This window comes from Caballeronia sp. LZ062, assembly GCF_031450785.1.
Taxonomy (GTDB): domain Bacteria; phylum Pseudomonadota; class Gammaproteobacteria; order Burkholderiales; family Burkholderiaceae; genus Caballeronia.
Map to the genome: position 1 here is coordinate 243,596 of NZ_JARTWB010000003.1, position 21,142 is coordinate 264,737.

The 21,142-nt window shown below is 60.3% G+C and carries 16 protein-coding genes; 4 read left to right on the forward strand and 12 right to left on the reverse strand.

Going from position 1 to position 21,142, the window contains the following annotated elements; all coding sequences use genetic code 11:
- Positions 1–284 precede the first annotated feature (284 nt).
- Both P9239_RS21270 and P9239_RS21275 read left to right on the forward strand, forming a co-directional pair.
- Positions 285–740 carry a diacylglycerol kinase gene (locus P9239_RS21270; RefSeq protein WP_309754557.1) on the forward strand — a complete coding sequence of 152 codons (456 nt, stop codon included), beginning with the start codon at positions 285–287 and terminating at the stop codon, positions 738–740.
- A gap of 616 nt (positions 741–1,356) precedes the next feature.
- Positions 1,357–1,578, forward strand: coding sequence for a hypothetical protein (locus tag P9239_RS21275; RefSeq protein WP_309754559.1), 222 nt, complete (start codon positions 1,357–1,359; stop codon positions 1,576–1,578).
- 615 nt (positions 1,579–2,193) lie between these two features.
- Here P9239_RS21275 and P9239_RS21280 read toward each other — a convergent pair.
- The 7 genes from P9239_RS21280 to P9239_RS21310 form a co-directional block, all read right to left on the reverse strand.
- Positions 2,194–3,501, reverse strand: coding sequence for an MFS transporter (locus P9239_RS21280; protein WP_309754560.1), 1,308 nt, complete (start codon positions 3,499–3,501; stop codon positions 2,194–2,196).
- A 116-nt stretch (positions 3,502–3,617) separates the two neighbouring features.
- On the reverse strand, positions 3,618–4,472 hold the full coding sequence (locus P9239_RS21285) for a class II aldolase/adducin family protein (RefSeq protein ID WP_309754562.1): 855 nt from the start codon (positions 4,470–4,472) through the stop codon (positions 3,618–3,620).
- Positions 4,473–4,603: 131 nt separating this feature from the next.
- On the reverse strand, positions 4,604–5,317 hold the full coding sequence (locus P9239_RS21290) for a GntR family transcriptional regulator (RefSeq protein WP_309754564.1): 714 nt from the start codon (positions 5,315–5,317) through the stop codon (positions 4,604–4,606).
- A gap of 272 nt (positions 5,318–5,589) precedes the next feature.
- On the reverse strand, positions 5,590–6,600 hold the full coding sequence (locus P9239_RS21295; protein WP_309754565.1) for a PDR/VanB family oxidoreductase: 1,011 nt from the start codon (positions 6,598–6,600) through the stop codon (positions 5,590–5,592).
- A 91-nt stretch (positions 6,601–6,691) separates the two neighbouring features.
- Positions 6,692–8,236: a Rieske 2Fe-2S domain-containing protein gene (locus P9239_RS21300; RefSeq protein ID WP_309754567.1), complete on the reverse strand. Its 1,545-nt coding sequence runs from the start codon at positions 8,234–8,236 to the stop codon at positions 6,692–6,694.
- Positions 8,237–8,621: 385 nt separating this feature from the next.
- Entirely contained in the window at positions 8,622–9,296 is a 675-nt protein-coding gene (locus P9239_RS21305) for a GntR family transcriptional regulator (protein ID WP_309754569.1), read from the reverse strand.
- An 83-nt stretch (positions 9,297–9,379) separates the two neighbouring features.
- Entirely contained in the window at positions 9,380–9,922 is a 543-nt protein-coding gene (locus P9239_RS21310; protein WP_309754571.1) for a hypothetical protein, read from the reverse strand.
- A gap of 458 nt (positions 9,923–10,380) precedes the next feature.
- Here P9239_RS21310 and P9239_RS21315 point away from each other — a divergent pair, with 458 nt between their 5' ends.
- A complete protein-coding gene (locus P9239_RS21315) occupies positions 10,381–11,040 on the forward strand; it encodes a flavin reductase family protein (RefSeq protein ID WP_309754573.1) in 660 nt (219 codons plus the stop codon).
- A 189-nt stretch (positions 11,041–11,229) separates the two neighbouring features.
- On the opposite strand, the gene P9239_RS21320 is transcribed toward P9239_RS21315, so the two are convergent.
- From P9239_RS21320 to P9239_RS21330, 3 genes are read right to left on the reverse strand one after another with little or no spacing between them, the layout of a single operon-like run.
- Positions 11,230–14,490: an EAL domain-containing protein gene (locus tag P9239_RS21320; RefSeq protein WP_309754575.1), complete on the reverse strand. Its 3,261-nt coding sequence runs from the start codon at positions 14,488–14,490 to the stop codon at positions 11,230–11,232.
- A gap of 10 nt (positions 14,491–14,500) precedes the next feature.
- The gene (locus P9239_RS21325) at positions 14,501–14,938 is read right to left on the reverse strand and encodes a phosphate ABC transporter substrate-binding protein (RefSeq protein ID WP_309754577.1); all 438 of its coding nucleotides are present in this window, start codon (positions 14,936–14,938) and stop codon (positions 14,501–14,503) included.
- A 9-nt stretch (positions 14,939–14,947) separates the two neighbouring features.
- Positions 14,948–15,958, reverse strand: a complete 1,011-nt coding sequence (locus P9239_RS21330; RefSeq protein WP_309754579.1) for a hypothetical protein — start codon at positions 15,956–15,958, stop codon at positions 14,948–14,950.
- Positions 15,959–16,576: 618 nt separating this feature from the next.
- Between P9239_RS21330 and P9239_RS21335 the strand changes: the two genes are divergently transcribed.
- Positions 16,577–18,235, forward strand: a complete 1,659-nt coding sequence (locus P9239_RS21335) for a PAS domain-containing sensor histidine kinase (protein ID WP_309754581.1) — start codon at positions 16,577–16,579, stop codon at positions 18,233–18,235.
- Between the two features lie 3 nt (positions 18,236–18,238).
- Here the strand turns inward: P9239_RS21335 and P9239_RS21340 are convergent, their stop codons facing one another.
- Both P9239_RS21340 and P9239_RS21345 read right to left on the reverse strand, forming a co-directional pair.
- Positions 18,239–18,694, reverse strand: a complete 456-nt coding sequence (locus P9239_RS21340; protein WP_309754582.1) for a response regulator — start codon at positions 18,692–18,694, stop codon at positions 18,239–18,241.
- A gap of 4 nt (positions 18,695–18,698) precedes the next feature.
- A complete protein-coding gene (locus P9239_RS21345) occupies positions 18,699–21,065 on the reverse strand; it encodes an ATP-binding protein (protein ID WP_309754585.1) in 2,367 nt (788 codons plus the stop codon).
- Positions 21,066–21,142: the final 77 nt, after the last annotated feature.

The following is a 21,142-nucleotide window of genomic DNA, read 5'->3' on the forward strand; positions in this document are numbered from 1 at the left end:
TAACCCCAGCGCACCTCGTTGGCCATTCCTCATGAAAGCCACCGTTTCTTCCTACGTTAGCGGCTGTTCATTCGTTCTTCGAACCATGTATTGCTGGAGGGACTTTATTAATCCGCGAAAGACGGCTATGTGCGTCTCCGCACACAGCTTCGCGAAATGCCATTTAGTTTCACACGCCTGTCAAAAAGAAGTGGAAACGCTGTACTCTTAGTCCGCTTGCGAGGCATGATGCATTGGTAATCCTAAGCGGTGAGCGCCCCACTTCATAAGCTTGACGAACGATCATGCAAACCGAACCGACCGATTCGAAGCCGACGCGCAAGCCGCGACGGGCGCCCAATGACGGCGACTACGTGAGTGCAAAAATGACCGGTCCGCTGCGAGGCTTGTTTGCGTTGCGCAACTCGATCGCCGGGTTCAAGTCTGCCTGGCGAGAAGAGGTCTCGTTTCGCCAGGAGGTCAGCTTATTCGCAGTCTTCACGCCGCTCATCGTCGCCCTGGACATTACGGCCATTCAGCGGCTTCTTCTTGCGATTACGGTTTTGCTGGTATTGATCGTAGAACTGATCAATTCAAGTATCGAGGCCGCGATCGATCGCATCTCTCTCGAACGGCACGAACTGTCCGCCCGAGCGAAAGACTGCGCGAGCGCTGCGGTCACGCTTTCGCTGCTCGTCTGCGTATCGACGTGGGCAACGATTTGCATCCCTGTCCTCGTCCGATGGCTGCTTGCGGGATGATCAAGCTCGCTGTGACGTCACTCGAACCTGGGCCGGCAACGGTTAGCAAAACGCACCGCGCACCGCAGCATAAAAGATAGAAGTCGACGCCTCCGCCACAGACACCGCAGCTCTCTGTCGCCGCCGGCTTTGACATTCTGTATTCCTATCCTAATCTGGCGTAAACAATGATGGCCCACGTCATAAGCAGGGCTCGCGCACCGCGTGTCACTGCGATCTCACAGCCGAACTTCATCGGTCGCATCAGTCGGCACGAGTCGCTCTTTCCACGCGAGGCGAACGGATTCGTTTTTAGTCGGACATAAGGAGTCTAGCGAAGTGAAAACCGTCTCCGACCACGAAGCCCGTTGCATCCAGCAGACGTTAGTTTGCGAACGAGCCATCACATCGGTGCAGCCCTTACGGGTCAGCCGGCGCCGTCAACGATTTCGCGCTGAAGCCGGGAGGGACCGCCTCCATCGCATCGTCCTGATCCTTTCACATCATCCAAGCCGACGCGCGACGTTTATGTCGCTTCGGGCAAGATACCGTTAGGATCACCAATCGTTCTGAGAAACAGAATGCGGCAGAGCCGTGCCGTGCTCTCCGGGAATGGGGTCGATCTGCGCGAGGCGGTATGGAGATCTTGCTGATTATGGCCACCGTTCTGTTCGTGATCGTGGTCGCGATGTCCATGCTGGCCGTTGCATGCATCCTGCTGCCCGGCCGCCGGCGCAGAATGACGGGCTTGCCCGCAGGCAGGGAACACTATGTCTCAGGGATACGTCGGCTCTTGCGTTCGCCCGGCACGAAGGCGCCGCGTGAACAGCGGGCGACGGTAGACGACAAGAAACGATGATGATCTAGCTGATGCACCGGGCCGTCGCCCTACTCTGCGCGCTGACCGAACTGCTTATCGCGCAGCTGGCTCGGTGCGTTGGTGGAGATCGCGGCCGAACGATGCCTGATGCTTATGTAAGCTCAGACCTGTTGTGTCGTTGGCGGTGCCTGAGCAGAGCTTCTTCAGTCCGCCATCGACACTACGCGTGGCGACGTTCGAGCAGGGTGCCCGTACCGCCTGGCATACGCATCGGCTCGGGCAGACGCCACGAAAAGCAGGAGTTCGCTGTCGATTCCGCCGGGCGAAGCACTGGCATGACGCATGTCGCTTTACATGAAGCGCTCGAGGGCAAGTCGAGCTACTCGACGTGAAGCCGAAGCGGCCATTGAACCGACGCTTGGGGCCGCCCAGCGAGTGACCCGAGTTAGCCGATCCACTGAACTCAAGCTCGCCGATGATGGCCTGCGCCGAGCGGTTACTGCCTTTCAAGCCGACGCTCAGGCAACTAGCATAATGGTGCTCTGCGCGTGCGTCCGGCGCGTCGCAAGCGACGAACGCACGCATTACCCCTTGCCATACCGCAACTGCCGGCGAAGCAACTGCAGTCCCCGACGAGCCTTTCAGCAAGCTAGGCTATTTCCGCCGGACGTTCACCAGTGTTGCAGGAACCAGCAAGACCAGGACGCCGCCGACTACCAGACTCACGGAGAGCCCAAGCACACCAGCTCCTGCGGACCCAGTGGCCGTTTTGATCACACCGATCAACGATGGGCTGACTACCCCCGAGATGCTTCCTACCGAGTTCGCGAGGGCGAGTCCTGCCGCAGCGGCTGCACCGCCGAGGAAAGCGGGAGGCAAAACCCAGAACTGCGAGATGGTCGTCATGACGCCCATCGTGCCCAGCGTGAGCGCGACCATAGCCAGCAACGTCGAATTCGCGAACCAAACGCTCAATGCGAGGCCGAACGCGCCGACGAGTCCCGGGACGATGAGGTGCCAACGACGTTCACCTGTCCTGTCAGAGCTGCTACTGACGAAGACCATCGCCACTGCGCCCGCTGCATAGGGAACAGACGTCAGAAGCCCCACATTGAACGGGTCCGAGACGCCGCTGGACTTGATTAACGTCGGAAGCCAGAAGCTGACACCGTACAAACCCATCGTGTAGAAGAAGTAAATGGTGCTGACCAGCAGTACCTTCGGATTGAGCAGTCCATCGCGCACGGAGTGAAGCGCGTTCGACGACGCTTCATCGGTGAGTGACTGCTCCAGGAAATCCTTCTGTCCTTCGCTCAGCCACTTCGCGTCGCGTACCTTGTCGTCCAGATAGAAAAACGCCGCGACACCGAGAAGCGCGGTAGGGATGCCTTCCATCAGAAACAACCATTGCCAGCCAGCGAACCCGTGCGACCCGTTGAACGCGGTCATGATCCAGCCGGAGAGCGGACCGCCGATGACGCCCGACATCGGAATGCCTGTCAGAAACAGAGCAGTGACTTTAGACCGGCGTGACGGCGGAAACCAATAGGTAAGGTAGAGCACAATGGCCGGGAAGAAGCCTGCCTCGGCGACACCCAGCAGGAAACGCATGATGTAGAACGTCGTGGGGGTCCTGACAAACATCATGCCGGCAGAGATCAACCCCCAGGTCACCATGATGCGCGCTATCCAACGCCGAGGACCGACGCGAAGCAATAAGAGGTTGCTTGGAACTTCGAAAAGAAGATACCCGACGAAGAACACGCTCGCGCCAAACCCATAGACCGCCTCGCTGAAGCCGAGATCGCTCAGCATCTGCAGCTTGGCAAATGCGACGTTGATACGGTCGAGATACGCGAACAGGTAGCAGACGAAAAGAAAAGGAAGGAGGCGCCACGTTGCTTTTGCAAAGACGGACGTGTCGGCACCTTCTACATAGACGGCGGGGCTGTGGGAACTCAATTGGTGTCTCCTGGGTAGCCTTCAGTATCGGCGGGCGCGTTAGGTGCTCTTCTCCGCCGGGTCGCATCCCGCGCGCGCGCAGTCATACGGCGCGCAGGTTGCCGTCACAGCGGTGTTCAGTCGAACATGTCAGGTTGGGTCGCGACGAGGTCCGTCCAGATGGTCTGGAAGTGCAACCATCCGATGTAGTCGCTGCCGACGTGCTCGCGGCTATACCGGGCGCGTTCCGGCGTGACTTCGCGGGGCGTGATACCAGTGGCCTCGATCATCAACTGCTGTTGACAGCAGCGTTCCAGCGCGATGAACCAGAAAGCGGCGGAATCGATGCTATGACGGCTCGCGGTCAAGAGGCCATGATTCTGATGAATCGCGGCCTTGACGCCAGCGAAAGCATTCGCGACCTTATTGCCACCCTTGACCTCGACCGCCACCTTGCCGGCCTCGTCGCCAATCACGACGTGATCTTCGAAGAACGCGGCCGCGTCCTGGGAGATCGGCGCCAGAGGCTTGCCGAGCGATGCGAAGGCGGTCCCATACACGGTATGAGCGTGGCACATTGCAACGATGTCCGGATGCTGCTCGTGAACCGCGGCGTGAAGGACGAAGCCCGCGCGGTTGATTGCGTACTCTCCTTCAACGACAGTGCCGTTGTGATCGGCACATATGAGGTTCGACAGCTTCACCTGGGAAAAGTGAACCGCCATCGGGTTGGTCCAGTACAGGCCGGGATTTTCCGGATCCCGGACCGTCAGGTGACCAGCAAAGCCGTAGTCGAATCCCTGAAGCGCGAAAGCACGGCAAGCCGCGACCAATCGCTCCTTCAAATACTGGCGATGTGCCGCAACGTCCTTGAACTGAGGGATCGTCGGAAATACGAGCCCTTCCTGCTCGGGTTCGTAGATCGAAATCTTTCCCGGCTTGAGAATCGAATCTTGCTTGGACTCTGCCTGTGGCTCGGCAACTGTGGACATGTAGGCTCCTGAATTGCAATGGTTGAATGAAACGTCGCGCCAACTTAGCGCTCGCTAACTATTGGGAAGCTCTTAGTCGTAAGCTAGTCATGTAGTAGTTCTAAATGCATTACGTTCGTCGCAGCGTAGCCTTAGCCGGCGAAAGCCTCGTCGACAACACGCACGTCTTCGTGGCTATTGTTCGCCCCCAGCAAGAGGTCAATATCGTCAATGAAATGCGCCTGAGCCCTTTTGGCGTGCGCATCGGACAAGCTCATCGCAAGGCTGGCGTCTCCTCGCTCGATAGCCTTTGCGATTGCCGCGTGCTCGTCCCATATCGACTCGCGCTGCCCGGACACCTGCAAGCTCGCACCCATCACGCGTCGAAGGTGAACCCAATGCACACGGGCGGTGTCACTGATTAGCTGGTTGCCCGACGCCGCGTACACTGCGAAGTGAAACTCCATATCGGCATCTATCATGGCTCGCACGTTGCCAGACGCCCAGGCCGTCCTGCCGCGGCTAAACAACTGCGGGTCCAACCTGGCCTTCTTGGTGGCGGCAAGTCGCGCGGCCAAGGCATCGAGGGTAGCGCGGACTTCATAGAGGTCACTCAGCCAATCTGAGTTCAAGGGTGCGACGAGCACGCCTCTACCCGGGGCGTCTTGAACCAGGCCGTCTTTCTTCAAGAGGCGAAGCGCCTGAAGAACCGGCGAGCGTGATACCGCGAGTTGCTCGGCAATATCCTCTTGCGTGAGGCGTGTGCCGGGAGCGAGCGAGCCGTCGCAGATCGCATCCGCCAGCGCTTGATAGACTTCCTCCACATAATCCGGTCGCGAGCGAATCTTGAGCAGGCTGGATGTCATGCCTTATCCCCATTCATTGAATCGACATAACGGTGCGCCATTTGTGGTCCTTCAACCGGTCTGCCAGTGAGTCGCTTGCGTCATGCCAACGGCCTCTCGCAGGTGCGATGCTGTGGCCCCGCCGCGGCTTGGTGTGCGCCGCTGCGCGGCTCTCGCGATCGAAGTCTCTCGCATACTCGCTGGGTGCAAACGTCGCATAGCACGCCATGTCGTGTTCCTGAAGATGTTGAGAAAGCCCGCTGCGGCAGTGACTGGCTTGGTGACGCGTCGCTCTATAGGTCCAGGACCAACGTTTTGCTCACTGGCCGCGAGACACAGACGGTCAGGAACTCCTGGCGTTCCTCGTCGCTCAGGATGAAGTCGTTGTGCTCGACCTCGCCCTCCAGGTAGCGGACCTTGCATGTCGCGCACAGGCCAGCGCAACACGACGTCGGAACGTCAACGCCACTCTCGCTCAGCACATCGCACAGGCTCTGGTCAGGCGCTACGTGAAGCACTTGACCCGTGCTCGCAATGGTTACTTCGCAACCTTCAGTACTTTCCGTTTCGGCCGGCGCGCGCTTGGGCTGCTCGGGCGCCTTGAAGTGCTCGAAGTGAACGGTGCCCTTCGGCCAATGACTCGCTGCCTCGGCGCATGCGGACATGAAACCCGCCGGGCCGCAGTAGTACACGTGCGTGCCCGGTGCTGGCTGGCTAAGTAGTGCACGCAAATCCAGTTGGTTGTGAGCCAGGCCGTCGTCGAAGTGGTAGCTGAGTCTTCCGGCGGCGTGCATCGCCCTGAGTTCGTCGCTGAACGCCGCAGCCGACGGGCTACGGGCGCAGTAGTGCATTTCGAAGTCGACGCCTCTCGCCTCCAGCTCGTGAGCCATCGCCTTCAACGGCGTCACACCGATCCCGCCGGCAATCAGAATGACCTTCGTGGCGTCAGTAGCCAGAGCGAAGTGGTTACGCGGACGACTTATCTTGACGATGTCGCCTGCGCGTATCCCTTCATGCACCGCTCGCGATCCGCCGCGACCGTTCTCGTCCTTGAGTACGGCAATGACGTATCGCATACGGTCCGCCGGGGAATTGCACAGCGAATACTGGCGAATTGCGCCGCTGCTCAGGTGAATGTCGATGTGAGCACCCGCCTCGAACGGCGGCAGTTCCTGGTCCACCAAGCTCGTCAACTCATACGAGTTGATGCCACGACCCTCGTATCGAATCTGGCGTACCCGGACGTCGAGCGTTCCCGCTTCGACGTCCTGCACGGCCTCTTCTCGTTCCAATAGTGTTTCCATCGTCATTTCCTTGCTCGCAAGTGTTAAGCGATGAGGCCGGACGGCTCACGACGCGCGTGTTAGCCGCTGCGATAAGACAGCCGGCACTCAATCAGCCTTTCAGCGACTGTTCAAGCTCCGCAAACTTGCTGCGAACGAATTGACCGCGCTCCTCGCCTTTCATGCTTTCGCTTTGATTCAGGATTTCAACGACGGACTTCAGCACCTTGCGTCGCCGGGCGACCTCTTCTTCGACAGTCGCGCCTTCTGCGATTTCGAAGACATTGCCGGAGCAGAAGCTGTTGGGTGCGCCGCCCAACTGTCTGAACCATTCGGCGAAACCGCGAGCTGACGCAGCCGGGTTGCTGCCGCGAACCGCATCGCGCAACATCTTGCGGAACTGATACAGCCCCGCGTCGAAGCGCGTGGGGTTCTCGAGCGCATGAACCGCGATAGGACGTTGACTGATAATGGCCTCGTAGTCGCCCGGCGCGTACTGGCATTCCTTGTAGTTGTGTCGCTCACGGTGGTTCGACGGAATCGGGGGCATGTCCTCGAGCTTGTACTTGCCGAACCGCTCGGGGCGGCGCATCGCGACCTGACCTTCGAGAAAGTCGATGGTTTCATACCCGACCATCTCCTTGTTTCCGATTCCGCGCGTATCAATGCCCGGACCCATCACCCGCCATCCGATCATCTTGCTGTTCTCATCGTCGACCGGCACGGTCCAACGAATGATGTGAAAGCGGCTGAAGTACTTCTTCTTCGAGCCGTCTTCCGACGTGTACGCATGCAGACTAAGGTTCGGCAGAACCTGGTGCTGGACACGAATAAACAGCTTGTCTTTATCGACCCGACGCGCACCCGCGCACGCAAGGCTGCGGCCGTTCTGCACCGGAACGAAGTTCATATCGGGGGCGACTTCCATGGAAGCAGCGCCGACCTCATCGAACGTGGTGCCTTGATAGTTACCGCCGACGACGTTCTTGCCGGCGTGCAGCGCGGTGGGATGATAGTTGTCTGCTGCGTTGTCCTGCACTTGCAGCCAGTTGCAATGCTGGAAGTTGCTATACGGGACGAGTTCATCGCCCGGCATAACCGTGTAATCGCCCTCCCACTCGGGGAACGGCGGCTCCTCGTCGGGCGGCCCCATATAGGCGAAGACCAGGCCATTGCGCTCAACCGCCTTGTAGGCGCCCTGACGGATGGAGCAAGCGTAACGCTCGGCTTCCTTTTCTTCTCCTTTCGGGAAGGGAACGTGCAGGCATGTGCCGTCCACGTCGAACACCATGCCGTGATAGCAGCACATGATGCCCTTTTCCTGAATAGCGCCGTATTCCAGCGAGGCACCGCGGTGAACGCAGTGAGCATGCAAGACGCCTACACGGCCACTCTTGTCACGGAACGCGACGAGTTCCTCATTGAGGATCTTGAGAAAACGCGGCGTATCGGTCAGTTCCATGGACATGCACACCGGGTGCCAGAAACGGCGCATGAATTCGCCCATCGGCGTCCCCGGGCCAGTCTCGGTCAATTCCGGATCATGGTCCGGGACCTTGTTCGTGTAATAGCCGCCGAACGGAATCAGCTTCTTGGCCACCGGCACCGAGCCGCCCGTGCGTTTCTGGTCATCCATCTTGTCCGACTTGACGCTCATGTCTCTTGCCTCCGTGATTGATTTCGATCGCCGGCAACCGTACCTGCGCGCCGGCTCGTGCCTTGTCTTCTGTGTTCTGAACTCTGTATCCAAAGAGTAGGCTTACTTTGTTTCGATGTCTCTATGGGTAAACACGGGGGCAGCCGGCGTCTGGCGGGACGGACTATGGGAGTTCAGCGCGAAGTCGACTTTCGAGCATTGCTCTCGGTCGAGCAAGCGTTCGCAAAGGGACGAGATGGAAGACGATACATGCGCTCGGGCGAGCAAAGCGATGGCGGCGAGGTCATTGCCACGACAGGCGTGACGCAGAGGGACCGCGCAGACGGGCCGCAGCATTGCCGCTGCGGCCAAGACTAGCGTTCTGGTGCAGTAACGGTTCAGCAGGTCACGATGTGATGCGCATCTCTGCCTGGGTCATCGCTCGCAACAGGTTTTCACGAGCCACTTCGGTATGCCGGACGCTGAGCTTGGCGGCGAGTTCCTCATCGCCATCGGCGATTGCGGCAGCGATGGCTGCGTGCTCCTCCCACACTGTCTTACGCTGTCCCACGACCTGCAATACCGCACCCATCACTCGCCGAAGATGCATCCAGTGCAGCCGCGCGTTTTCGACAATCAATGGATTGCCCGAAGCGGCATAGATCGCGCTGTGGAATGCCATATCGGCCTCGATCATCGCCTTGACGTCATCTCCCCTCGACACCTTGCGGCCATGGCTGATGAGGGACTTGTCCAGAACAGTCTTTTTCTTCGCAGCCAGCCGTGCAGCCAGACCGTCGAGGGCACCACGGAACTCGTACAAATGGCTCACGCGTGCGCTGTCCAGCGGCGTGACCTGCAGCCCGCGTCCCGGTGCGTCTTCAACGAGACCGTCCTTCTTCAAGAGCCGGAATGCCTGCAGAACGGGCGAGCGCGAAACCGCGAGCTGTTCGGCGATTTCTTCCTGGACTATGCGAGTACCCGGCGCAATCGACCCCTCGCTGATTGCGTCCAACAACACCCGATAAACCTCGTCGACGTAATCCGTTCGGGCCTGTATCTTGAGAAGTTTGGCTGGCATAGTGGCTCGGTATGGATACAGAATACCGATAGGATATCAGCGATTGTGGCGAGACACGCAGCAGGTACCTTCCAGGCAGGCCGCTACTGCTCCGTCGTCAACGAAGCACGCCATAAGCGAATGCTGGCGTCTTCGGTGCAGGCATACGGGGCGCATTCTGGCGCTGTCAATTGGAGTCGCGCCGTCGTTACCGCATCACTACTCTGACTGGTCTGGTGTGCGGCAGGCGCCTGCACGAAGACAAAGGCGAACTCTGCGCAATAACGCTTTGCCTGTTCTACCGCGAGGCGCTGATCAGCGCATAGACGCGAGTCGCTGAGTGTGCGGGCGTCGCGAACGACGATGGAGACGAGCTTTGCTCCTGAGCGGGCAAGCAACCATACGGCTTCGTAGTCGTCCGTGGCCTGTGACTTGATCAGAACGCGCAGCAGCCCTTCGGTATCGAGATCGAGGCCACATCTCTCCATTACCGCGCGGGCGTTCGAAGGAATGTGAGAACTCGACACCCACCGACCGAGGGATGGTGGCGGTCGTCGCAAATGAATAAAGCTGAAGGTCGAATTCGATATTTCGGGCGTCAAGACATCGCCGGTGTATGACACGCTTAGGAAGCTAGGAAGATTCATGAGTGTCTGTCGGCGTTGCCACGCGGCTCTGGCTCCGGTGGAGAGGATTCTGTATCCAGAGCGTACGCGCGCACGCCCTTCGCGCACATGCGGGGTAACGCTAGGTTCCCACGGTGACTGCGGCGCTCTAACGACGGAAGATGAATCGCAGAGCATTCGCCGCACGAAACTCCAGTTGAAGTGGATCTTCGACGCAACGCCGCATCCCCGCTGCCTCCTCCACGCAGGAGGCGCGGCCTGATCTACAAGAGTGGATGTCGGCAGAGACATTAACGGCCGGCTCCGGCCTCGGAAACAGATTCATGCAGGGCACGCCCGCATAAACGAGCCAAATCAGTTTAACGGCTGCTCTCTAGCTTCCCGAGACTCATCGATAACAATAACAAAGCAAGTATTGGGGCGTATCGCGCGCAAGCAGTCGGCATCATGGCCACATTCACTCACGGAGCAATGAAGCCATGAATAGCCCTCACGTTGTTGTCGAACCCGCCATTCTTTACCTCGGAACGCCCGTTGTTCTGGTCAGCACGAACAACGAAGACGGCGGGCATAACCTTGCGCCTATATCGTCCGCTTTCTGGCTCGGCTGGCGGGGCGTCCTGGGTATTGCGTCGGCATCGCAGACCACGCGTAATCTTCTTCGCACCGGCGAATGTGTACTGAATCTTCCTTCCGTCAACGAGGTAAGCGCTGTGGACCGCATCGCGCGGACCACGGGCGCGTATCCCGTCTCCGAATTCAGGCGCGCGCTGGGATACGTGTATGAACCCGACAAGTTCGGCCGCGCGGGAATGACGAGACTGGCCTCGGACACTGTCAAGGCGGCGCGCGCGCTCGAGTGTCCGATCCAGCTGGAAGCCGTCGTTGCGGCAGTTCACGGCATCGGCGAAGACAGTGAACAACTGCGCGGCTTCATCAGTTTGATCGAAGTGCGGATTCAGCGCGTTCACGTTCATCCTGATCTGCTGATGGAAGGTCACGCTAATCGGATCGATCCAGATAAGTGGTCGCCCCTGATTATGAACTTTCAGAAGTTCTACGGTCTGAGCGGCCAGGTACATCCGTCAAGACTCGCGGACATACCGGAAAAGGCCTATGAAGCGCTATCGCAGGTTTGACGCCGAGAGACTTCTCAACATGGAACCGGAAGCTCGCCGAAGCCGGCGCGAGTCGCACCACGCCACGTGGCAAGACGATTTCGCGAATTGTGTCGCCGCTGCTTCGCCCACCGCCTGCAGGCCGGACGACGACAGGCGCTCGTCGGTCGAAAGCGTGGCGAAGAACACCGCTATCGACGACGAACGGTTTCAAGCCTCGCTTGTTTCCGGCTGTTCTTCCGGCCACGAAAAAGGCCGCTGCAATAACGCTTTCATGGCATCCGGCGTCAGCGGGCGGCTGTATCGGTAGCCCTGAATCTCCGTGCAGGCACTCTCGCGAAGGAATGCAAGCTGCTGATCGCTTTCGACGCCCTCGGCAATGACCTTGAGATCGAGCTGACGCCCGAGCGAAATCACCGCCATGACGATCGCCCGGTCGTCGGCCCTGCCCGGCAGCTCGCGCACGAATGACTGGTCTATCTTCAGGCGTGCGATCGGAAAATGCTTGAGCGCCGAGAGGCTCGAATAGCCCGTGCCGAAGTCGTCGATGGAGAGCTTCACGCCCATCGCCTGCAGATCGCACATCGTCCCGACAGCGCCGTCGAGGTCCTGCATGATGACGCTCTCGGTGATCTCCAGTTCCAGATATTCAGGCGCAAGGCCGCTTTCGTCGAGCGCATGTTGAACCTGCTGCGCGAGCCCCTTTTGCAGGAACTGTCGCGCCGACACGTTGACGGCCACGGTCACGCGCGGCAGTCCTTCGTCCTGCCACGCCTTGTTCTGCCGGCAGGCCTCGTGCAGCACCCAGTCGCCGATGGGCAGGATCAGCCCCGTTTCTTCCGCAATCGGAATGAACGTCGAGGGCGCAATGACGCCATCGGTCGGATGATCCCAGCGCAGCAAAGTCTCGACCCCGTTGATTGCGCGCATGTCCAGATCGACTTGCGGCTGATAGACGAGACGGAATTCGCCATTGCTGAGCGCGTGACGCAACTGTTCCTGATACCGCAGGCGCTCGTGAACCTTCTGGTTCATGTCGGCGGTGTAGGCCTGGCAGTTGTTGCGCCCCTGTTCCTTCGCGTGATACATGGCGGCGTCCGCGTTCATCAGCAGCGTGTCGGCGTCCCGACCGTCGTTCGGGTAGCTCGCATAGCCGAGGCTGCAGCTCACCTGATAGCTCTGCCCTTGCAGCTTCGCGGGCTGAAGAATTGCCTCGCGCAGCCGCTCGACTGTCTCGACGACGCCCGTGCCGCTCTGATCGTCCTCCAGGAGGACGATCACGAACTCGTCGCCTCCCAGCCGCACGACGGTGTCCGTGCTGCGCACCGTCTTCGACATGCGCTCGGCGACCGTCTGCAGCAGTTCGTCGCCAGCGCGATGTCCGAGGCTGTCGTTGATGAGCTTGAAGTTGTCGAGGTCGATGAAGATGGTCGTCACGCCGCGCCCGTAGCGCTGCGCCTGCAATAGCGCCTGCTTCAGCCGATCCGACAGCAGCGTGCGGTTCGGCAGTCCGGTCAGCGAGTCGTGGTTCGCCATGTGGCGGATGCGCTCCTCAGCCAGGCTTCGCTGGATGGCGATGCCCGCGATGCGCGTGGCGAGCGCAATGGCCTGCGATTCCAGTTCGCTCGGGCGATGCACGCCCTGCGTGTAGATCGTCACCTCGCCGACGGCCGCGCCGTCCGCCGACAGCACCGGGAACGCCCAGCTCGAGCGCACGTCCGCGAGACCGGCCCTCGCCAGTTCGCTTGCCACGGCAGCGTCGCGCGCGACGTCCAGCACGCACACCGGCTGACGCGTGTAGATGGCCTTGCCGCTCAGAGTCGCCTCCGCGTTGATGCGCGTTTGCGCCACGGCGTCGTGAAACGTCTCGGGCAGACTCGGCGCCGCCCCGACGCGCAGCAGATGGCCGCCGCCCTCGCGCAGCAACACCGCGCAGCGCGCACCGGAAATCTGCGCTTCCAGCCCGCGCACGATGCGGTCCAGCACTTCCTCGAGCGGCACGCTCTTCGCGATCATCTCCAGAATACGGCTCTGTTCGACGCGACGCGCCTCGGACGACTTGCGAGCACTGACATCGCGCACGATGGCCACCACGCCGCCGTCCACCGGCACGACCTGCCGATGCAGCCATACGGTCTGCCCGTCGGCGCGGCGTTGCTGCCACTCGTGCTCGCGCACTTCGAGCGTGCTCGCGACCGCAACGAACTCGTCCAGCACGCCATCGGCGCGCGCGCCGGCGAAGGCTTCGTCGAGCGCACTGCCGATCAGCTTCTCGCGCGGCACGCCCAGAATTTCGACGCCGCGCCGGTTGGTCGCCTGCAAGACGAAGTCGTCGATGACGCCGCCGTGACCGCGCACCGCTTTGAACACCAGGAACGCGTCGATGCTGGCCTCGGAGGCGGCGAAGTAAGTCTGCTGGGCTTGCCGTTCGCGCCGCCGGCTCAACGCCAGTTGCCAGCTCGACCGGCTGAGTGCGGCAGCGATCGCGATAACCGCGAGACTCAGTGCGCCCGTCCATAAAAAGTCTGTGCGTCGGCGTCGACCGAATTCGGCGAGTTGTTCATCCTGATCGAGCCCGACCACAGCGGTGAGCGCGTAGCCGGGCAACTCCCGCACGCTCGTGTAGCGGCGTGTGCCGCGGTCCCACGGACGCGCGATGGCACGTTGCGATGCGTCGCGCACCGTGGCAAGCGCGTCGCCGGCATAGGACCTGCCCCACGACAACGCCTCGCCGATCTGCTCCGCGCGCGCGACATCGTCCGGGCCGAGCACGGCGAGCAGCCCGCGCTTGCCCATGCGCGCCGCATCGTAGTTGCTCGTGAGATAGCCCGGATCGAACGACAGCATGACCGCGCCGGCGAAGCGGCCGCTCGCGTCACGCAGCCGGCGGCTGAACGTCACTTCGGGCGCACCGTCCTTGCCCGATTGCGCCACGCGGCTCATGAACGGCGCACGCGCGTCATAGGGGCGATCGCGCTGGGCGACGAACCACGCTTCGTCCGATGCATCGCTCGTCATACCCGGGCGATTCGTCGCGACGACCCGTCCGTCTGCATCGGCGATGGCGATGCGGAACACGATCGACGACGGCAGCAGCCCCTGTTCTTCCAGCCGCGCGAGACTGTTCGCGCCGTTCGCGCCGTATGCGAACTGCACGATGCGCAGCGTCTGGTCGATGGTCGCGAGGTTGCGCACGAGCTGCGCCTCGTACGTATCGGCGAGTTCGCGGCTCAGTTCGGCTGCCGCCACTTCGGCGGCCTGATGCTGCGTGTGGACGAATTGCAGCACCAGTGTCCAGATGATCGCGAGCAGAAAGCCTGCGAAGACCGGGATCAGCACGTGCGCTTCGAGCGCGCGGCGCGACTTGCGTTCGCCGCCACCCGTGGGACCGGGCGACGGAGCAAACGACGCGCGTCCGCCGACGCCTTCCACGAGCGATGCAACCGCGCGAATCTTGTCGAGATCGATCATGAGCGGCGGCTCAGGGACGCGGAGCCAGCACCACTTTCACGCTCGCATCGACATCTTTCTTGTCGATGTAAGCAATGGCTTGCGGTCGGGATTGAAGGTAGCGCTTGATCGCGGCGGCATCGGCGAGTTCATGCGGTGGTTGCGCGCGGCCGGTGAAGATCAGCTTCGACCAGTAAGCGCGCAACTGCGATGCCGACTTGCCGGTGCAGTCGCGATAGAAATCCGCGCGCAACACCGAATCTTCGGGCTGGTCGAGCGGGACGGCTTCCTCGCCCGATGGGAAGTAGCCGGTGCGCCCGAGGAAGATATCGGCGACCTGGTTCTCGGTGAGCGACGCCACGGCATTCTTTGCCGATACGACGACGACCACATCGGCCATGGCCGCCGACGCGGACAAACCAAGCAAGAGGGCCATCGCGGTGCACTTGACGTGTGTGAGCAGCGGCATGTCGGCTCCTCAGAACACGAAGTCGAGCGCGGCCGAGAAGACGTTACTTCCGCTTCCCAGGGTATAGCCCGGCTGCTGGTTGATGTAGGTGCCCGTCGAGTTGGACGGCAGCCAGACGTGGTCGAATTGCACCTTCAGGTCCACGTTCTTGACCACATCCCATCGCACGCCGACGGAGACGTCGCGCTGACCGGTGTTGTAATTGGGAATGGCGACCGGATGATCGAGACTGTGCTCCTGCGCGTAGGTCGCATAGAAGGTCGCTTTCGCGTAGCGCACGCCGCCCGTCACATACCCGCTGAGATAGCCGGGAGTGACCTGCCCGGTCGTCACGCGCGCAAGTTCCGCTTGCAGGAACCATCGGCCGGGGTCGTAGCTTGCGGCGACTGTGTAGACGTTGACCGGCTCGTCCGGCAGCATCGGCAACTTGACGGTCGCGTGCTGGTAGCCCGCGTGTCCGGTGAAATTGCCGACCTCCACGGTGTCGTCGAGGCTCAGAATGCCTTTTCCTTCGGTCCGGAAAGCGCCGGGATTCACATGCGACACGGTGTGGCCGTACGCCACGCGCACGGTATTCGACACGCCGCGCGCGCCGAAGCGGTATGAAACGTCCGCGCCGTCGCTGTTGGTGAGCGGCTGTGTGTTGTACATCTCGACCGGCGGGCGCACCCAGGGAAAGGCATAGCCGACGTTGCGATATTCCGAGTTCAGGAAGGTCGGCAACTCGATGCGCCCCACGCGCACGCTGAAGTCCGGCGTGAATGCATATTTGACATTGGCCCATTCCAGGCGCGGCTTGAACGAGTTGTCGTACTCGTGCTGTGCGAGCACCTGGATGACGGCGGACAGTTTGTCGGTCAAGTGCGCGGAAAGCTGAACGCCCAGTTTCGAATCGCTTTCAAAATCGTACTTGCGCGTGGCGCCGGCGCCGTTCGGCTGAAGCGAGCTGCCGATGTAATCGGCGGTGCCGAGCGTCGAATGCGCCATGCCGAGCGTGCCGAAGCCGCTCAAGGTGAACATGCTGGGCGAGTCGTCGGCCCAAGCGGGCAGCGAGGCCAGCATGCTGCAGCCGAGGACCGCTATGCGTGCAGTGCAAGCCAGCCGGTGGTCGCTAAAAATCATTGGCAAAGGACTCAATTCATGAGTAGGAAATTTCTAACCTCTCATAACGGCACGACCGTACTCGCTCTGTAGCCGGTCCAATACGCGGCTCTTCAAAAGGTGAATAACACTTCGATTCCGAGCAACCTGGAGGTGTCTACAGCGTGCAAACGCTTGCGAAAAGAACTTTCTCCGGTCGCAGACTTACACTGCCATATCGACAAAAATAGGACGGCGCAAACGTAGAAACGTCAGTGCGCGGATCAACACGCGTGCAAAGGGGTAATCGCGCCGATATTCAGTGAGTCTCTCCGTCGGGTTCGGATGGATGTCGATACAGAGAGTTTTGGCGAAGCGGGCCAGAGCGTCTTTCCGCCTGTGCATGTTCGTAGACTCGACACCTTGTCTCTTAGCACGCGAAATTCAGGAAGATATGCATCTACACCCGCCGCTTGCAATTTCTGCGAAAGCGCCGGCGATGAGATAATCTCAGTCGAAAGGCGGTTTAGGATCCGCTTGCCTCGCAAATCGCATTCGATGAACGAAAACAACACTAGCATTTCTGCCGGCAGCGTTGATCCTGGCTATCTGTTTGCTCAATTGACCGACGCCTATCTTGTCTTCGACGCTGACGCTGTCGCTGTCTTCGCCAATCGGACATACCTTCGTCTGTTCGATCGCTCTGCGGAAGACACAATCGGTCAGGCAATCCACGCATTGCCTGAATTCGCGGCGCTTGCGAACGAGCCTCACGGAAGCGCCTGGCTAAGCGAGATCTTGGAAAATCTGGGCATTGATCGAACTTGCTCGACTGAGTCTTTTCGCTTCGATCTTCCGCCCGTCGAGAAAGACAAGCCGCGACGGCGCTTCTGGAAATTCAAAGCCAGTCGCATTCCTGAGCAGCCGGCCGATAGCGGATCGAATCGCACTTTCCTCATCATCCGCGTCAGCGATATGACCGCACGTGCCGAACGCGAGATAGCAACGCAACGGGAAAAGGCGAGGCTTCGCTCGCAAGCGCAGTTGCGTCAAATCGTGGCGGACGAAACGGCGGCCCGGTTGCGCGCCCAACAGGAACAGTTCGCGGTGGCGCTTGCATTCGCGAAAGTGGGCGCTTGGGAACTCGACCCGATATCCGGTGAGATTACATGCACCGACCAATGCAAGATCAACCTCGGCCTGACTACTGACGATACGCTTTCAGAAGAGCGGCTATTCACGGAGCTGATCGCGCCCGAGTTCAGAACGGAAGCACGGTCGCGCATGGAGAGCGCGCTTGCCGAGCGGCGACATTTCGAAACCGAATATCGCGTCACTTCCGTTCATCCTGTAGAGCGGTGGTTGCTTGTGCGTGGACAGGGACAGTTCGAGGCGGACGGCACGCTGAAGGCGATCCTTGGCTTCACGATCGACATTACCGCGCGCAAGCGAGCTGAACTCGAGCAGCAGCGCCAAACCGTCGTTGAACGCGAGGCGCGTGAAGAGAGCGACCGGTACGCACTGGCGATGGATCACTTCGTGAGCGCCGTGACGCACGAACTCCGGTCACCGCTTAGCGCGATCACATCGTGGGCGGCCCTTTTGGCCCGGACTCGCGATGTGGCGTTTCTGGACCAAGCCGCGGGCGCGCTTCAACGCAACGCCCGGCAACTTAGCTTGATGGTCGACGACCTGCTCGACACCGGCGCCATAGTATCCGGCAAGCTATCGGTCAATCGTGTTCCCGTCGCCTTCGACGTTTTGGTCGACGAGGTCGTAGGAGATATGAGGTGGGAGGCAGAGCGCAAGGGCATCAGTATTGTTAGCGCACTCGAACCATGCCTGTTGACAGGAGACGAGGCTCGCCTCAAGCAGGTCGTATGGAACCTGCTGTCAAACGCAATCAAATTCACGCAAGAAGGAACCATCACGGTCGCGCTCCGGAAGCACGGCGACCATGCCGTTTTCACGGTTCAGGACACGGGATGTGGCATCGAGGCGAGCGCGCTCCCCCGGGTCTTCGATCGTTTCCAGCAGGTTCGCAGCGACGTGGCGGGTCGCATCGGCGGACTGGGCCTCGGGCTTTGGCTCGTTAGAAACCTCGTGAACATGCATGAGGGAACGGTCGCCGTGGAAAGCGAAGGCCCGGGGCGCGGAAGCGTCTTCCAGGTGACGCTTCCGCTGCGCTTGCCCGACGAACTGGCGAACGTTGCGTAGAAATCATTTAACCGTCGACGCTCCTCGCGGCCGTCCTTCGTTGAGCACAGCCCAAAAGCCGCCGACATCGCGGATTGCATCCATGAAGTCGTTGAACTTCACCGGTTTCACCACATACGCGTTGACGCCCAGATCGTAGCTTCTTGTGAGATCCGTTTCCTCGCGCGATGAAGTCAACATGACGACCGGAATGTGGCGAAGTTCATCGTCGCTCTTGATGCGCTTCAAGACATCGTGGCCATCAAGTCGCGGGAGCTTCTTGTCCAGCAAAATGACGACGGGATGCTCGTCTTTGCGCGAGTTCCACTGACCTTCGCGACGAAGGTATTCCAGCGCCTCGACACCATCTCTCACCACATCGACCGGATTGGCCACTTTGGCTTTTTCCAGCGCCACGAGGGTGAGTTCGATATCGTTGTCGTTATCTTCAACGAGGAGAATCGGTCGCAGTTGCGCCATTGTCTTAGCCCTTCACGCTGCGATTGTCTTTCGGTATGCCCTGAACCCAAGCGCGGCCGTCGGTTGATGCGAGACGCGCGAATGCTGCTGCGGCTGTCTCCGATTTTGCGCCCGCCTCGGGCTTGAATTCGACTGGAATCATGATCGAGATCTCAGCGCCCTTGCCTACTGCACCTTCAGCGCGGACGTCTCCGCCATGGCGCTCTGCGATACGCTGCACAGTCGCCAAACCAATGCCCGTCCCGGGAAACTGTTTGTCGTTGTGCAGCCGCTGGAAGATGCCAAAGAGCTTGTCGACGTAGCGCATGTCGAAGCCCACACCATTGTCCCGCACAAAGTACCGGACGAATGACCGGCCTCTCTCGTGAAGCTCTTCCCCACCGATCTCGATGGTCGGAGCCGGCTGCTTCGCGCTGAATTTCACTGCATTCTCAATCAGGCTGCGAAGCGCCAATTGGAAAAATACCGGGTCGGCTTGCACCGAGGGCAGAGTGCCGATTTTCCAGTCGATCTGAGCGTTGCCTGAATTGGCTTGTTGCTCGCCCACCAGCGCGATGACCAAAGAATGAACGTCGACTTCCTGAGGTCTCAGCGACGCGCGTCCCAACTGGGAAAAAGCCAGAAGATCATCCACCAGTTCGCCGCCGAAGCTCGCGGCCGTCTTTATTCGCCCCACGTACTCCTTGATTCGCGGCGGAAGCTGCTCCCCGCCGATGTCCGCAATCAACTCGGCAAAGCCCGAAATATGGCGCAAGGGGGCGCGCAGGTCGTGCGACACCGTATAGGAGAAGCCCTCCAATTCCTTGTTGGCGCGCCCCAGTTCGAGCGCCAGTTGAGCGAGTTCTTCGGCTCGCCGCAAGACGATCCCCAATATCGCGGTGCGAAATTCAGTGGCGATCTCAATCTCCGCTCGCCGCCACGGCAACGTGCGATCCCGGACCGTCTCCGTCCAGCTTTCGAAACTCTTGCGCGGCGAATGAGCGCTAGGAAGCACGACCAGTTTGGCGCGAGGATCCCCAGCCCAGTCGATCGTGCGGACGACCTCCTTGCGGAACCAGATCACATAGTTGCGAAACACCTTGGAGATCGATACCGCCAGGAAGCCCGCATAGTCAGGGGTCGGCTCTAACACATCGCAATCAGCCACCAGATGATCTGTTGCAAAGACTTCAGCCGGGCGAGCGTCGAGCCAACTCACTAGGCGATCGACTTCATCTTCGGATGGCGTGATGCCGATCAATCGCGTCTGACCTTCGAATACGATCGCGGCGCCCGAAGACGCAGTGAAATCAAGCAAAGAGGCATCTTCAGCGAGTGCGTCCACGAAGCTGTCGCGATCAGCCATCGAAGCCAGAAGACGGCTCAACGTGTGACGCAACTGAAGTCGATAGGTCGACTCCGCTTGCGCTTCGCGCGCGACCACTTGCAGCGAGAGAATCTGCGCAATGTGCTCGCAAGCCGTTCGAACCTCGAAGGGCGGAAGCCTCGGCGTCGCGTGATGACATGAAATCAAGCCCCAAAGCGCTCCGTTCACCACAATGGACATCGACATGGACGCCAAAGTGCCCATGTTCTTCATGTATTGAACGTGCACGGGCGAGACGCTTCGCAGCGACGCGTACGTCAAGTCTGTCGGCTGCCCACTTTGCGGATTGCGTTCCGGGACGAGGCGAGCCGCTACGTAATTCGCGTCGGCAATCAGGCGTATTCGATTCAGTCGATACAGGTCGCGTGCTTGCGACGGAATATCGGACGCCGGAAAGCGCTGTCCGAGATACGACTGATACCCCGATTCGAGTGCTTCGGCGAGAACGTGACCGTGACCTTGCTCGTCGAACCGATACACCAGTGTCCGGCCGAAACCGGTAATGCGCTGAATCTCGTCGCACGCCAACTGGCATAACTCGGCAATCGACTCCTGCGCTTGAAGGTCGTTGACGAAGCCTCGCACGAGCGGGTACATCGAGGCGAAAACATCGACGGTACCGCCCGCAGGTTCAAGCTCAACGATGGTCACGCCCTTGTGCTCATGGACAACGACCGCAAGCGGACCTTCGGTCAAGGAGACGTTGCCGATGCGATCGATCGCGCCTGCGTAGGATGGCGCACCTTCGACCGACCGTTGCCGCCGGGCCGCGCGGATCATCGCCGCAGCGTCCTCGCCGATGACCTCAGCGAGACTACTCCCGAGCACCGTCTGCACGGGCGCGCCCAGCCAGCGTTCGGCGTTATCGCTGACTTGCACGACCTGATCGGCCGCGTCGAGACACAGCAACACCCCATGAGGCTGGATACCGCCCGGAATGTGAATAGGCTCAGAAGCGCACGCCTCGTTTGGTAACGCAGTAAAGTTTGAGACAACGTCTGACATGGCAGTTTCCACTTGCGGTAGCGAAATTCTGCCACACTACGTGGACAAAAAATTTCGACGAGTCGAGCATTCTTCTT

Excerpts from the sequence above, each read along its gene's own strand:
- P9239_RS21300 (WP_309754567.1), bottom strand. The coding sequence starts at position 8,236 with ATGAGCGTCAAGTCGGACAAGATGGATGACCAGAAACGCACGGGCGGC.
- P9239_RS21305 (WP_309754569.1), bottom strand. The coding sequence starts at position 9,296 with ATGCCAGCCAAACTTCTCAAGATACAGGCCCGAACGGATTACGTCGAC.
- P9239_RS21325 (WP_309754577.1), bottom strand. The coding sequence starts at position 14,938 with ATGCCGCTGCTCACACACGTCAAGTGCACCGCGATGGCCCTCTTGCTT.
- P9239_RS21340 (WP_309754582.1), bottom strand. The coding sequence starts at position 18,694 with ATGGCGCAACTGCGACCGATTCTCCTCGTTGAAGATAACGACAACGAT.
- P9239_RS21290 (WP_309754564.1), bottom strand. The coding sequence starts at position 5,317 with ATGACATCCAGCCTGCTCAAGATTCGCTCGCGACCGGATTATGTGGAG.
- P9239_RS21270 (WP_309754557.1), top strand. The coding sequence starts at position 285 with ATGCAAACCGAACCGACCGATTCGAAGCCGACGCGCAAGCCGCGACGG.
- P9239_RS21345 (WP_309754585.1), bottom strand. The coding sequence starts at position 21,065 with ATGTCAGACGTTGTCTCAAACTTTACTGCGTTACCAAACGAGGCGTGC.
- P9239_RS21310 (WP_309754571.1), bottom strand. The coding sequence starts at position 9,922 with ATGAATCTTCCTAGCTTCCTAAGCGTGTCATACACCGGCGATGTCTTG.
- P9239_RS21320 (WP_309754575.1), bottom strand. The coding sequence starts at position 14,490 with ATGATCGATCTCGACAAGATTCGCGCGGTTGCATCGCTCGTGGAAGGC.
- P9239_RS21295 (WP_309754565.1), bottom strand. The coding sequence starts at position 6,600 with ATGGAAACACTATTGGAACGAGAAGAGGCCGTGCAGGACGTCGAAGCG.
- P9239_RS21285 (WP_309754562.1), bottom strand. The coding sequence starts at position 4,472 with ATGTCCACAGTTGCCGAGCCACAGGCAGAGTCCAAGCAAGATTCGATT.
- P9239_RS21315 (WP_309754573.1), top strand. The coding sequence starts at position 10,381 with ATGAATAGCCCTCACGTTGTTGTCGAACCCGCCATTCTTTACCTCGGA.
- P9239_RS21275 (WP_309754559.1), top strand. The coding sequence starts at position 1,357 with ATGGAGATCTTGCTGATTATGGCCACCGTTCTGTTCGTGATCGTGGTC.
- P9239_RS21335 (WP_309754581.1), top strand. The coding sequence starts at position 16,577 with ATGAACGAAAACAACACTAGCATTTCTGCCGGCAGCGTTGATCCTGGC.
- P9239_RS21330 (WP_309754579.1), bottom strand. The coding sequence starts at position 15,958 with ATGTTCACCTTGAGCGGCTTCGGCACGCTCGGCATGGCGCATTCGACG.